This window comes from Tenacibaculum gallaicum, assembly GCF_003387615.1.
GTDB lineage: Bacteria > Bacteroidota > Bacteroidia > Flavobacteriales > Flavobacteriaceae > Polaribacter > Polaribacter gallaicus.
The window spans coordinates 94,735-108,313 of the sequence record NZ_QUNS01000006.1; the positions used below are offsets into that span (position 1 = coordinate 94,735).

General features: G+C 28.9%; 10 protein-coding genes. 6 read left to right on the forward strand and 4 right to left on the reverse strand.

Annotated features, from left to right (window positions below; all coding sequences use genetic code 11):
* Positions 1 to 140: 140 nt before the first annotated feature.
* The 3 genes from C7448_RS11675 to C7448_RS11685 are packed head-to-tail and all read left to right on the forward strand — an operon-like array spanning position 141 to position 5,117.
* Complete coding sequence (locus tag C7448_RS11675) at positions 141 to 767, forward strand: JAB domain-containing protein (RefSeq protein ID WP_115901565.1); 627 nt, start codon at positions 141 to 143, stop codon at positions 765 to 767.
* A 36-nt stretch (positions 768 to 803) separates the two neighbouring features.
* Entirely contained in the window at positions 804 to 2,474 is a 1,671-nt protein-coding gene (locus C7448_RS11680; RefSeq protein ID WP_115901566.1) for a site-specific DNA-methyltransferase, read from the forward strand.
* Between the two features lie 3 nt (positions 2,475 to 2,477).
* Entirely contained in the window at positions 2,478 to 5,117 is a 2,640-nt protein-coding gene (locus tag C7448_RS11685) for a DEAD/DEAH box helicase (RefSeq protein ID WP_115901567.1), read from the forward strand.
* 553 nt (positions 5,118 to 5,670) lie between these two features.
* Here C7448_RS11685 and C7448_RS11695 read toward each other — a convergent pair.
* A complete protein-coding gene (locus tag C7448_RS11695; RefSeq protein ID WP_115901569.1) occupies positions 5,671 to 6,417 on the reverse strand; it encodes a hypothetical protein in 747 nt (248 codons plus the stop codon).
* Between the two features lie 406 nt (positions 6,418 to 6,823).
* On the opposite strand from C7448_RS11695, the gene tssD reads away from it, so the two are divergent.
* The 3 genes from tssD (at position 6,824) to C7448_RS11710 (ending at position 10,671) form a co-directional block, all read left to right on the forward strand.
* Positions 6,824 to 8,506, forward strand: a complete 1,683-nt coding sequence (gene tssD / locus C7448_RS11700; protein ID WP_115901570.1) for a type VI secretion system tube protein TssD — start codon at positions 6,824 to 6,826, stop codon at positions 8,504 to 8,506.
* A gap of 1 nt (position 8,507) precedes the next feature.
* Positions 8,508 to 8,978 carry a hypothetical protein gene (locus C7448_RS11705; RefSeq protein WP_115901571.1) on the forward strand — a complete coding sequence of 157 codons (471 nt, stop codon included), beginning with the start codon at positions 8,508 to 8,510 and terminating at the stop codon, positions 8,976 to 8,978.
* Positions 8,979 to 9,168: 190 nt separating this feature from the next.
* Positions 9,169 to 10,671 carry a hypothetical protein gene (locus C7448_RS11710; RefSeq protein WP_115901572.1) on the forward strand — a complete coding sequence of 501 codons (1,503 nt, stop codon included), beginning with the start codon at positions 9,169 to 9,171 and terminating at the stop codon, positions 10,669 to 10,671.
* Between the two features lie 248 nt (positions 10,672 to 10,919).
* Here the strand turns inward: C7448_RS11710 and C7448_RS11715 are convergent, their stop codons facing one another.
* The 3 genes from C7448_RS11715 to folD form a co-directional block, all read right to left on the reverse strand.
* Complete coding sequence (locus C7448_RS11715; RefSeq protein ID WP_115901573.1) at positions 10,920 to 11,582, reverse strand: hypothetical protein; 663 nt, start codon at positions 11,580 to 11,582, stop codon at positions 10,920 to 10,922.
* A 44-nt stretch (positions 11,583 to 11,626) separates the two neighbouring features.
* Complete coding sequence (locus tag C7448_RS11720; RefSeq protein WP_147300529.1) at positions 11,627 to 12,232, reverse strand: hypothetical protein; 606 nt, start codon at positions 12,230 to 12,232, stop codon at positions 11,627 to 11,629.
* A gap of 198 nt (positions 12,233 to 12,430) precedes the next feature.
* On the reverse strand, positions 12,431 to 13,315 hold the full coding sequence (gene folD, locus C7448_RS11725) for a bifunctional methylenetetrahydrofolate dehydrogenase/methenyltetrahydrofolate cyclohydrolase FolD (RefSeq protein ID WP_115901575.1): 885 nt from the start codon (positions 13,313 to 13,315) through the stop codon (positions 12,431 to 12,433).
* Positions 13,316 to 13,579 lie beyond the last annotated feature (264 nt).

The following is a 13,579-nucleotide window of genomic DNA, read 5'->3' on the forward strand; positions in this document are numbered from 1 at the left end:
CTCTTAGGGAGGTAGTGTTATTTTAAGCTAGTACCACTAACCATTTTAATGTTAAAAAATGAAAGAACAACGTATGCTAAAAAAACTACTTTCTATAAAAACTATATAGGCTATCTTTGAAAAAATCCTATTTTTACGATATGGACATAAAATTGACAGAACAAGAGAAGATAAAAATCTTAAATTCCGATGATATCTACGGAATAATGCAAAAAATATTACTTCGTGAAAGTAAGATAGACCAAAACCGTGAACACTTTTGGGTTATAGGGCTAGAAAACAACAACCGTATTCTTTTTATTGAGTTAATAAGCTTAGGTACTATTAATGCAACTTTGGTAGAACCTATGGAGGTTTTTAGTCTTGCCTTACAAAAAAGAGCTGTAAAAATAATGTTATGTCATAACCACCCAAGTGGTGAGTTAACTCCGTCAGATAATGACAAAAACCTAACAGATAGGTTGATACAAGTAGGTATTATAGTAAACACACATGTAATAGACCATTTAATTATTTCTGATAAAAGCTATTTGAGTTTTGCTAATACTGGTCTTTTACAAGAATTAGAGAAAAGCACCAAATATGTTCCTAAATATGTACTGGAACAACGTCTTAAAAAAGAAGCTTCTGAAATAGCTAAACGTAATGAGAAAATAGAAATAGCTAAAAACTTGAAAAGGAAAGGTGTTGATACAAGTACTATTGCAGACTCCACAGGTCTTACCATTGAAGAGGTGGAGAAGCTGCGTGTTAGGAAGAAAAATTAATACTACTATACTATTAAATAAAAGAATATATAATATATGCCCACACTTAACTGGATAGGTAAAGAAAAAGTAATTAGCCACCACCAAGATGTACCATATCGAGTATTAGAGCACAAGTATGGTTTTACAGCCGAAAAAGGAGAGCAAAACGAACCTACCAAAAGCGGAAACAAAATAATACATGGAGATAATTTAGAAGCTTTAAAAAGCCTATTGCCTGAATACGAGGGTAAAATAAAGTGTATTTATATTGACCCACCCTATAATACAGGAAATGAAGGTTGGACTTATAATGATAATGTAAATCATCCTAAAATAAAAAGGTGGTTAGATGAAACGCTAAAAGCAAAAGAACAAGATAAAGTTGCAGCAATTGGGGTTGACGACTTAACTAGACACGATAAGTGGTTGTGTATGATGTATCCACGTTTAAAACTGTTACATAAACTTTTAGCTGATGATGGTGTAATTTTTATAAGTATTGATGATCATGAATTGGCACATTTACGTCTGCTAATGGATGAAATTTTTGGTAGAAATAATTTTATAGAATATTTCTGTTGGACTAAAACATCTACTCCACCTAGTTTAGCTAACAAATCAAGAAAGACAGTTGAATATATTATTTGCTATGAAAAGAAGAAAGACAACTTAAAATATAACGCTGAACTTTCTGATGGTGGTGATGCACCATTATTAAATTCAGGAAATCCACATGCAAAGATATTTTTTCCAAGAGAAAAAGTGTATTTCAAGTTGCCAGATGGAAAATATAAAGCAGGTCAATATGATAAGGCTTATCTTCATAAGGATATAACAATAGAAAATGGATATGCAGACATTGATTTTGAACTAACTGCTCAATTCAAGTGGGTTCAAAACACAATAGATTTAGAAATTGAAAAAGGGACAGAATTTATTATAAAAAGTGATAAGTTTTCAATAAGATTTTTGAGAACAGATAAATCTTTTAAGGCTCCAACAAATCTTCTTAAAGAAAAGTACTTAAATACAACAATTAATAAAGTAGAGAATAATGTTGATACTAATGAAGGAGCAAAAAAGGTCTTAAATCAAATTTTTGGTAAAGATATTTTTAACTACCCTAAACCATATTCATTAATTGAATTTTTACTAAAGATAGGCTCAGGAAGAGATTCGATTATTCTTGATTCCTTTGCAGGATCAGGTACCACAGCTCATGCTGTATTAAACTTAAATAAGGAAGATGGAGGTAAACGTAAATTCATTTTAGTAGAAATGGAAGAGTATGCGAATGACATTACAGCTGAAAGAGTAAAACGGGTTACTAAAGGTTATGGTAAAGATAAAAAAGCAGTAGAAGGTACAGGTGGAGCATTTAATTTTTACGAATTAGGCTTACCCCTTTTTGACGAAAACCAAAACTTAAACGAAGAAGTAGGTTTGTCAAAAATTAGAGAATATATTTGGTTTTCAGAAACTAGAACTTCGTTTACAGAACCAAATGCTGAAAATTACTTCTTAGGCAAAAAAGAAGAATCAGTCTACTACTTTATTTATGAGAAAGACCATTTAACCACCTTGGATTATGATTCTTTGGAACTCATAAAAACCAAAGGAGAACAATATATTGTATATGCAGATAATTGCTTGCTACCTAAAGGTTTTATGGCTAAAAACAATATTATTTTTAAGAAAATACCAAGAGATATTACAAGATTTTAAATTATGGAGTTAAAGAGTTATCAGCAAAAAGTAATTGAGAATCTTGAAGAATATTTAACCTATGTTCAAGAGCAAAAAGATTTAGGCAAAGCTTTTAATCATTATTGGGAAGATAAAATTGGTTCGTATAATCCTCTTGATGGTACAGGAATGCAGCCTTATAAAAATAATATTCCAAATGCGGCTCATGTCTGTGTAAAAGTACCAACAGCAGGGGGTAAAACCTTTATTGCAGTTAATGCATTACATACTATTTTTTCTGCATACGATTCAAGTAAACCTAAAGCGGTTATTTGGTTAGTGCCTTGGAGTAATTTATTACAACAAACAGTGGATGCACTTTCTAATCCTGAGCACCCATACCGACAAAAACTTAATACACTTTTTAATCATAGAGTAGAAGTGTACCAAAAAGAAGACCTATTACAAGGTTCTAACTTTAATCCCACAGTGGTAAAAGATCAACTAAGTATTTTTGTAATGAGTTTTGCTAGCTTGAGAGCTAGAAAGAAAGAAGATAGAAAAGTTTACCAAGAAAATGGGCAATTAGAAGCTTTTGTATCACAGTTTAAAAACAATGAGCATATTTTAGATGGTGTTGATGATACAGCCTTAATTAATGTATTGCGTTACCTTAATCCTGTTTTAGTGGTAGATGAAAGCCATAATGCAGAGAGTGATTTAAGTGTAGATATGCTAAAAAACTTAAATCCCTCATTTATTCTTGATTTAACTGCAACACCAAAGGAGAATAGTAATATAGTAAGTCTTGTGCCTGCCATAGAGTTAAAAAAAGAACATATGGTAAAGCTTCCTGTTATTGTATATAATAATCACGACAAAACGGAAGTTATAAATAATGCTCTGCATTTACAACGTAAACTAGAAAATTTAGCTAAAAAGCAAGAGAAAGAAGGAGGTAAATATATAAGACCTATTGTGTTATTTCAAGCACAACCTAAAACAAAGAATGATAATACTACTTTTGAAAAACTAAAAGAACAATTATTAAGCTTAGGAGTTCCAGAAAACCAAATCAAAATTAAAACAGCAAATATTGATGAGTTAAAAGGAGTAGATTTAATGAGTAAGGAATGCGAAGTACGTTATATAATAACTATAAACGCATTAAAAGAAGGTTGGGATTGTCCTTTTGCTTATATTTTGGCTTCATTGGCAGACAAATCGAGTCCTGTAGATGTTGAACAGATCTTAGGACGTGTTTTAAGGCAACCTTATGTGCAAAAGCATAAATCTTTTCAATTAAATCTTTCTTATGTATTAACAGCATCAGCTAAGTTTAATGAAACTCTACAAAGTATTATAAAAGGTTTACAAGAGTCTGGTTTTAGTGAAAAAGATTATCGAAAAGTAGATAAAATGACAGAGGAAGAAAAGAAAACAGTTACTACCAATCCTGTAGAGTCTTTTCTTTTTCCTGAGCAACAAACTAAAGAGGAAGAAGATAAAAATATTGATGCAAAACGTGTAACGTTTGATCCTAATATTGATGATGAAGAAATAGAATTACCAGCTGTGATTACAGAAATTGAAACTATAGCTAAAGAACAAAATCGACAATTAGAAGAACAAATAAAAGAGCAGGAAAAACAACCTGTTGATGAAAATATTTTTCAAGAAATGGGAGATAAAGTAAAACGTTATAGTGTAAAAAGTGTATATAAAGAATATATAGATAAAATTAAGTTTCCTCAGTTTTTTATTAAAGTAACTGCAAGTGATATTTTTGGTACAAGTGAAGAACTATTAAATAGAGAGTCCTTGCTAAAAGATTTTAAACTGTCTGAGGAAGATATTAAAATTGACTTTGATAAGATTTCATCTGATTTATATAAAATAGATTTAGAGGAGGCAAAAGAGAATGAATTTAGACCATCGTTTACTAAAATAGAAGATAGCTTAGTAAAAGACCCAATAGCTGAATATATTTTAGCTAAACCAAAAGAGAACCAAATAACAGATATAACACACCAAATAATACAGATTATAGGAAATATGTATCCAATTGCAGACCAAGAAATCAAGGTTTATATTGGTCGTGTTTTAGCAGGAATGAGTGTTGAACAGTTAAGAGATGTTTTAGTTCGAAAGTGGAGTTATACTGATAAAATTAAAGCTAAAATAAAGCAGTTAGCTGATACATATGCAGAAGAAAAGTTTATGGATTATATAAAATCTAAGCGAATTAGTACCAAAGAATTTTGGAGTTTGAGTAAAGAGATTGTTCCAGGCGATCCGGGTTCATCAATAGGTAATTCTCTTTATGAAAAAGAAGGCAAAATGAATAATTTTGAAGAACGAGTAGCTATGGAACTGGGAACTTCTTCTAGTATAGAATTTTGGCATCGAAATTTAGAACGTGGTAAAGGTTTTTATATTAACGGATTCAAAGCCAATCATTACCCTGATTTTATTATGCAAACTAAGTCAGGAAAAACAATCTTAGTAGAAGCAAAAGGAGATCATTTAGATAATGCGGACAGTGCAGCAAAATGTCGATTAGGGAGCGAATGGGAAAAATTAGCGGGTCAGAACTTTGCTTATTTTATGATTTTTGATAAAAAAGAAGTTAAAGGAGCTTTTACACTTGATAAAGCAAAAGAACTTATAAGTAAAATGTAAATAAAAAAGACTGCTTATTAAGCAGTCTTTTTTATTATATATAAAGTTTTTTATTACACTTTTTCTTGTCTTCACTCATAAGCTAATAAAAAGGTGTGATTTTCCGATTAGGAGAAACTACCTTTATAAGTTTTATATAGTGTTGGTAGTAGTTTTTTGCCAATTATCATTTGTGAAAAATGTACAATTACAGATGTAGAAAGTATAAGTAAAATAGTTTCTTTAAAACTTCTTGGTATAGAATAGTACTCGTTAGGTAGTTGATAATAATAAAATAGTTGTCTAGAAAACACGACTATTAAACTGATTATAAAAATAACAAGACCATGGTATTTGTAATTCTTAATTACATAAATTAAAAAAGGAAACAAAAAAGCTGAGAACATATATACTTTTCTTAAAAACAAAAAGTCGGCACCTCCATTTTTTTGAGTAACAAACATACCAGAAACTAAATATTCTTCAGTAATTAAACCAGAAACAACAACGACAAAGAATATTAACAGAAAGTTTATAATTGAACTTAATATGTGAAATTTTATTTTATTACTCATTATAAATAGAAATATGTGTTATTATCATCTTTTAACTCTCTAGCACCGCCCAAGTAAGGGAGACTCCATCCCCAGTCGCTATCACATTTAATGCTTCCCACTTGTTCTCTGCTCATTCCTCGCCCCGCACCAATAGAACAAAAACCATCATCAACAAAACTATTTTTTTGAATACTAGTAATTATTTCTACATGAGTTGTTCCGAAAACGACAATATCTCCTTCTTTTACATCTTTATAACTTTCTCGTTTCTTTAAATTGGATTGCCCTTTATAAATTTGTTTAGGATCATAATAATGATTGTTTGAAGAAGTGAAATTACCCCCATTGTTTAAATAAATAGCATCTCCAACAAATACATTACATAACCAACGTTTTCCATCACCTAAATCACTCCAAAAGATACTATATAAGTTTCCTTTCCACTTACTCATACATGCCTCTCTTAATTTGGAAAAGTGATTCATACTGTCAAGATTTATACCTTTACCCTCGTATCCAAAACCTGCAAGAGAGGAAATAGTCATACGTTGTCTTAAACTTAAATTATTCCACTTTTGCTTTCTTTGAGTAGAAGTGTATTTTTTCCAATCACTAGCAGTTGGAAATATAGGTCTTCTTGTAGCTCCATCTAGGTTTGGATTAGGTGAGAAAAACCAATTTTGTTTTCTTTCATGATATTCCCAATATGAATCCATAATTTCTTTATTCATACCTAATTGCTTTGCTGTTTGAGCTAATCCCATAGTTTTTTGTTTAATTTGAAACAACTTGTTTATACATAAGCACTTTTAGTGTCTTTATCTATCCTAAAAAGGAAGTATAAATGTAATTATTGCAATTTTTAATTAGTGCTAGCTAATATAGCAAAAATGGGTAATTAAATTTAATTTTAAGCGTTTGTATACTAAAATGTAGTACTAAATATGAGAAGGTCAGGTTATTATTCGTAGTTGTATAAGTACAAGATACTTACTTGTTAAGTACATTACAGTGTTTGTATTTGTACAGAGTTCATACAAAACTAATTGATAGTTGTTAGTATACAGTACTTTATAGTAAATAGCTTAAAAATCAGTATGCTACCTGTTTGTTTTTGGATATATTTTATATCTTTAAACTCAAAAAATTGTACCAACATAAAAAATGCTTATGAATATAAAAGCCAAACTTTTTGTATGTGGAGAGGAGCGAGAATTAATTGCTACTAGTTTAAATTACATTCGTCTTACCGATTGGAATGGTAAACCTACATCAGCCCTAATGGGAGGAGCTTTTACGGCTACTTTTAAACCTGAAATGTACGATGATACCTTTATTGAATGGATTATAGCCGATAGAAAAGACAATAAAAAAATACGTCATCCTTTTAATCTTTATCTATTAAGAGACGGGAAAGTAGTTTTTTATGAAGATGATTTTGATGGAGTAGAGCTATTCCAATACAACTTTCAAGATGGTGTACTTATAAACTACCATGAGGTTTTTGATAACCAAAAAGGTATGTATGTTACGTTAACCATATCGCCTGCTATGCAAGATTATCGTTTTTTTAATAATAGTACAGATTGGCGTAGAAAAAGCCCAACTCGTTATATAAAACCATGGCAAGAAAGTTTTATACCGCCTATAGAAGAAACTCCTTATAAGGCACAGGAGAATAAAGAACCAAAGAAAGAGAAATATTTTGTTGAAAAAATAGAAATAGAGAGTTTAGATGAAGGTTCAGATAATGGAGGAACAAATAAAAAAGAAGGACTAATTCATGGAAAGGAGTATGCCTTAAAAGTTGCTAAATATAAAAATGATAAAGCTCCGAAAGACAGTAACACCATAAAATGGTCTTATGGTTACACCAATGCAAAAGAAGAAGTTGTAGTAGGAAACATAAATCAAAAAGGAGATAAGGTTATTTTTAAAGCAAATGATTTAGATTACTGTGGTAATAAAATTACGTTTTATGCTTACATTGAAAATAAAGAGAATGAAGCTGAATTAGAAGTGTTTCATCATTACCGTTTTAGGTGGTTTGATAGAAAAGTAGTAGAGCGACAAATAGAGGAAAGGGTTAAAAAACCATGGAGAATAAATCAGGGAGGTACTTCTCTTTGTGGTATGGCTTGTTTATTTTATCTTTTCGCTAAAAAAGATAAACAAGGCTATAAAAAATTAGCAGAAACACTCCATAGAACAGGAAAAGCATTACATAACGGGTATACTGTAGAGCCTGATGAAGATGCTAAAGAAGAAATGTATAATACTAACCCCATTACATCAAAAAAACATCCTTGGATTCCTGAAATTGATTGGATAACTATGGCTACTACAAGAAGTAAAGAGAGTGATTTTGGATATACAGGTAAAAGGGGACAAGATGCATCTGCGATAAATTGGCCTTGGTTAATGACTAAATTAGGTAAGAAACTTTTAGGTTATAAAACTGTGGAGATGGACTATTATAAGATAAACAAATCGTACATCAGAGATTTCTTTGGGTCAGATGAAAAAATCAGAATTTTAGAGGAAGATATTGATAAAGATTATAAAAATGGATATGAAATTTGTATGATGATTGATGCTGATATGATGTATAATAAAGCTGATTATGATATAACAGACTTTGGAGAATATCATTGGGTAACTTATGAAGGAGCTCTTGAAATATTAAATTCTAAAAGGAATACCGAATCTGATTATGATAAAGTAACAGGTATAAACTTCAATGTTGTAACTTGGGGGGAATTCAAAAGAGATAAAGGCTCTGATAAAAAGAAGTTACGATTATCAAAAGCATCTTTTAGAAATAACTATTACGGATATTTAAAACTTAAATAAAATGAAGAAAGTTATTTTTTTGTTTTTCCTAGTATTACTAGCTTGTAACTTTGATAAGAAGTGTAATAAATCTCTAACCCTAAATTCTGATATATATATATATGGATGGGATAAAAATTACTTTATAGCAAAAAAAGCAATCATCTATGAATATGATAAAACAGATAAAGAGAATGAAATAAACTCGTATTTATTAAAAAACATTGTACTTCCTGATACGCTTAAAAATCGAAAAGAGTTATACTTGCGTACTTCAGGTATTTTTAAAACAAAAAATAATTATAAACTTATTATAAATGATTCTTTAGAGTTTAAAATTTCAGATTTTAAAATCAGTAATATAGACAGAGGAACCGCTATTACAGTTCAAAAATATTGTGTAGTTAAAAATTACAGAGTAAATAATACATTAATAAAACAGAATAATAACCATTTACAATTTGATAAATCCCTTGGAAGAATTATAAAATAGTTAAAATCGAAATATTGATAATGTATAACAAGAAATTACTGAAGATAGAAATAGTTTTATTTCTGTCCCTAAAGAGTGTTTAGCAAATAGTGTCGACACCTATTATTATATTGACTCCTTTTATAATTAAAAATAGCCTTTATTACAGTACACAAAAAAACTATGAATAATAATTAAGAAAACTTACATAATGATTTTAACAACCAAAGATGTAATACTTTTTATCTTACTTCTTATAATCTCACAATTAAGTTTTGCACAAAAAGTTATAGACATTAAAGCTGACTATTTTAAATTAGATGGAGACGAAATTACTTTTTTTCAAAAGTTATATAATTCAAATTATAAAGAAGTAAACATATATACTATAGAGAAAAAGCAAAATACTCCAGCTAAAATAAGTCTTGATGAAGAATATATTAATAAAAATGAACTTCCTAAAGGAATTATAAATATTTCTAAAATTAAAAAGCAACCTATTAATAGTCTTTTCAAAACATTAAATAATAATATCTTCTTTTATAAACCAGAAGAAGAGTTAAATTTACTTTTACCTTATCAAAAATCATTTTTTAGTTTAAGTATCTTTTATGAAGATAATAACAAAAAGAACAATTGGAAGTTTGTTGAGCATAAAGTGCTTAACTCATTTGTTTTAAGAATAAACAAAAAGTACCAAGTAGTGATTCTTATTGATAATGATAATAAGGATATCGATATTTTAGGATATATAGTACCTTTTGAAAATAAATTAAAAATAGCTTTTGATGGCGAATATATTTATGACCTAGAAGAGAAAGGACTATCAGATAAATTAGAAAAAAAACTACTCAAACAAATTTCATTAAATTTCGCAACTAATGACAGTCTTTATCCTACCTATCATTTAGAAGATAACAAAATTAAAGATGTTGTTTTTCACAGAGAAATACTAAATAAAAACTGGGACACCTTATATTTTACAAACGGTCTTTTTGTTACCAAAAAAAAGAATGAGTATTCAATATTAAATAGCCAACTTCAAGATATAACTCCTAAAAAACTTAGAGCTTTCTATAGTGGTGATGTATTGTGGGATAAAGAATATACCGTGCTTTTAGGTAATGAAGTTAAGTTTTTATTACCTAATGGCTCAATAGTAGATAATATGTCTTATGAGGTAGTAACTGTTTGTGGAACAGTTACTGAGTATAGTAGAAAGTTAATTAGAAATGAATTTTTCTATATAATTGAAAAGAACACAGATTATAATTTTAGTGATTCAAGAAGGGGGGTAATAAGTGTTAAGCACAAATTATTTAACAAATCAGATTATGATTCAATTTGTTTTCTTAATGGAGAACAAGAATTTTTCTTTGATGAAAATGATTATATTTTAAATACAGATCCTATTTGGTTAAATCATTTAATTGTTAAAAAAAATGAAAAGTATGGGTTGTTAAAAATACGTTTTGATAAAGATGTTTTTACTGGAATTGACACACTATATAAGACAGATTTAGACAATATTGAAACTTATGGCTTGTCTCATCCAATATTGCTTAAAAAAGGGAATCTCTTTAAATATCATAATATCAACTCTAATTTTGAGTATACAAAAATTAGTAAATTTAAAAATGGTTTTGCTCGGTTTACTAAAAATGGTAGTAAAGGATGGTTAAGTTTAAAAGGTAAGGAATATTACGACGAATAAAAATGAATTTTATTACACAAAGTATTTATGCTGTTGTTGTTTTTGGCGTTTGTAAGTTATAATGCTCAAAAAAACAACGATGAAAACCTTTGAAATTAAAAATAGGAACTAGATAACATACCAGAAACTAAATATTCTTCAGTAATTAAATCAGAAACAACAACTGCAAAGAATATTAGCAGAAAGCTTATAATTGAACTTAATATGTAAAATTTACCTTTATTACTCATTGTAAATTAAAGTTTAAGCTAACTCCATAGTTTTTTTAGCTTGTGCCAAAAACTAGAATTATTTATAACTTTTTCTGGCTTTAAAGAGTTAGTAATATTTTTTTCTGGACGGAGGTAGAAGTTTAAAAACTCTTCCTTTTCAACAAAATACTGCCCAAATCCCCATGTTTGGTCAGTAGAATATATAAGGGCAGAGGTTAATTCAGCAATAGAAGCACCAATAATAGCACCACAAGTATTTATAACTTTGTCCTTTTCATCTGAACGATATAAAAACCATGATTTGTTTATTTTTTTAGCTTTTTCAAGCTTATCCTCTAAATTAAGAACAGTCTTAGTTTCATTCTTATAGGTATTTAATTTCCACCAAGGGTTCTCAGGGGAAGTTTCGGGGTCAAATATTACATCATAATCAGTTTTTATAACACCAGAAACTCCTTTAATAGAAAAGATGAGTAATTGATTTTTTTTCCATTCAAATATATCTGTTAAATCAACTTCATGATAAGATTCTTTATTTTCAACCTTATCATAGTTTAGAATATGTATTTGAAGTTTAATTTTTTCTTTTAGTTGAATTATATTTAAAGAGGAGTTAATATATTTTTCAGACAGGTTTATTATTTCTCCAAAAGTAACTTCAGTATTTTCAGTTGGTATTATTCCTATGGTAGAACTCATTGATATTTATTAAATATTTTGTTTATGTAAGCACTTTTAGTGTATTATTTACATTTTTTAAACTTTCCCTTTATTTTTATAATACCTTTAAAACCAATTAATCCGTAAGTTTTTATAGCGTTTTCAGGCTTTATTACCTCCAAGTTTTTTATTTTAAACTTCTTTTCATTTAATATTGGATTTAATACAGAAGAATCTTTAGTAGACATTAGTATTTTACCATTTATGCTATATATTGTTTGGTTACCTAAGGTGCTATCCACTAACTTTTTATTAAAATAAGGTCTATTACTTTCAGTATGGACTAAAGTGTTTTTTGATTTTATGAAAAAACGAGTGTTTGTAAAAAAAGATATAAGTTTTTCATTATTAATTTTAATTCCATCGTTTTTCTTACTACTCTTAATTTTATTGAGAATGTAAATTGTATCTCCCTTTATTTTACTTTTAAATTTTATTTCATTTCCACGATAGAACATATCTTTTGAAAATATGGTTATGATGATATTGTTTTTTTGAATATCAACTGAATGTTTAGGAATTGATTTAAATGAAGGTGTAATATAAGTATTACCTTCAGGAAAAGGTTGCGGTATAAAACAAAAATAAGAAAGAAAAAATATGCTGATAAAAGTTTTAGTACTTAACATAAATGGATTAGTTTCAATAAGCACTTTTAGTGTCTTTATATATCCTAAAAAGTAATTATTGCAATTTTTAATTAGTGCTAGCTAATATAGCAAAAAAAGGTAATTAAATAGTAGAGTAAGAGAAATGTATAAACTGTTCTCTATAAAAAAAGACTGCCTTTAAAAGCAGTCTTTTCAATTATATATAAAGTTGTTTTATTACGCTTTTTCTTGTCTACGTTCACAAGCTAATAAAGTGTTTTTTAGTAACATTGCAATGGTCATAGGACCTACACCACCAGGTACGGGAGTAATGTGCGATGCTTTTTCTTTTACTTCGTTAAAAGCAACATCACCTACTAATCTAAATCCTCTTTTCTTAGAAGGATCAGCAACACGAGTAATTCCTACATCAATAATTACTACATCGTCTTTTACCATATCACCTTTTAAAAACTCAGGAATTCCAATAGCAGCAATAATAATATCGGCTCTTTTAGTAATCTCTTTTAAGTTTTTGGTTCTACTATGTGTTAGGGTAACCGTTGCGTTTCCTACTTTTCTTTTTTGTGACAGTAAAATACTCATTGGACTTCCTACAATATGGCTACGCCCAATAACTACTACATCTTTACCAGAGGTTTCAATATTGTAACGATCTAACAATTCTAAAATTCCGAAAGGAGTAGCAGAGATATAAGTAGGTAAGTTTAACGCTAATTTACCAACATTCATAGGGTGGAAACCGTCTACATCTTTATCAGGATTAATAGCCATTAATACCTTTTGTTCATCAATATGGTCGGGTAGGGGTAATTGTACTATAAAACCATCAATATCATTATCAATATTTAAAATAGCAATTTCATTTAATAATTCTTCTTCAGTAGTTTCTTTTGGAAGACGAAGTAAAGTAGATTCAAACCCTACACGTTCGCATGCTTTTACTTTTGCGTTTACATAAGTTAAACTCGCTCCGTCGCTACCTACGATAACTGCTGCTAAGTGTGGTGCTTTTTTATCGTTAGCTTTTAATGCTGCTACTTCTAAAGCAATTTCTTCTTTAATGTCTGCTGATGTCTTTTTACCGTCTAGTAAAATCATAGTCTTGTTAAGTTTTCAGTATACAGTTTTTAGTATACAGTTGTTGTGTTGTAATTGTTGTGTTGTTATATTCCAAAACTTATCAGGATTCTTAATCATATAATTAATTAGTCTCCTAACTTCTTTGTTTTTGTTTTCAATAGTAATATTTTAAAAGTTACTTCAGTAGAAGTATTACTTTTTAATCATAAATTAAGTTCAAATACTATATGTCAGTTCGAGTATCGACTGCAGGGAGATGTATCGAGAACCAGTTCCAAATGT

Bases quoted from the DNA above. Each gene is read 5' to 3' on its own strand.
- folD (WP_115901575.1), bottom strand. From the start codon at position 13,315: ATGATTTTACTAGACGGTAAAAAGACATCAGCAGACATTAAAGAAGAA.
- tssD (WP_115901570.1), top strand. From the start codon at position 6,824: ATGAATATAAAAGCCAAACTTTTTGTATGTGGAGAGGAGCGAGAATTA.
- C7448_RS11680 (WP_115901566.1), top strand. From the start codon at position 804: ATGCCCACACTTAACTGGATAGGTAAAGAAAAAGTAATTAGCCACCAC.
- C7448_RS11710 (WP_115901572.1), top strand. From the start codon at position 9,169: ATGATTTTAACAACCAAAGATGTAATACTTTTTATCTTACTTCTTATA.
- C7448_RS11685 (WP_115901567.1), top strand. From the start codon at position 2,478: ATGGAGTTAAAGAGTTATCAGCAAAAAGTAATTGAGAATCTTGAAGAA.
- C7448_RS11695 (WP_115901569.1), bottom strand. From the start codon at position 6,417: ATGGGATTAGCTCAAACAGCAAAGCAATTAGGTATGAATAAAGAAATT.
- C7448_RS11705 (WP_115901571.1), top strand. From the start codon at position 8,508: ATGAAGAAAGTTATTTTTTTGTTTTTCCTAGTATTACTAGCTTGTAAC.
- C7448_RS11720 (WP_147300529.1), bottom strand. From the start codon at position 12,232: ATGTTAAGTACTAAAACTTTTATCAGCATATTTTTTCTTTCTTATTTT.
- C7448_RS11715 (WP_115901573.1), bottom strand. From the start codon at position 11,582: ATGAGTTCTACCATAGGAATAATACCAACTGAAAATACTGAAGTTACT.
- C7448_RS11675 (WP_115901565.1), top strand. From the start codon at position 141: ATGGACATAAAATTGACAGAACAAGAGAAGATAAAAATCTTAAATTCC.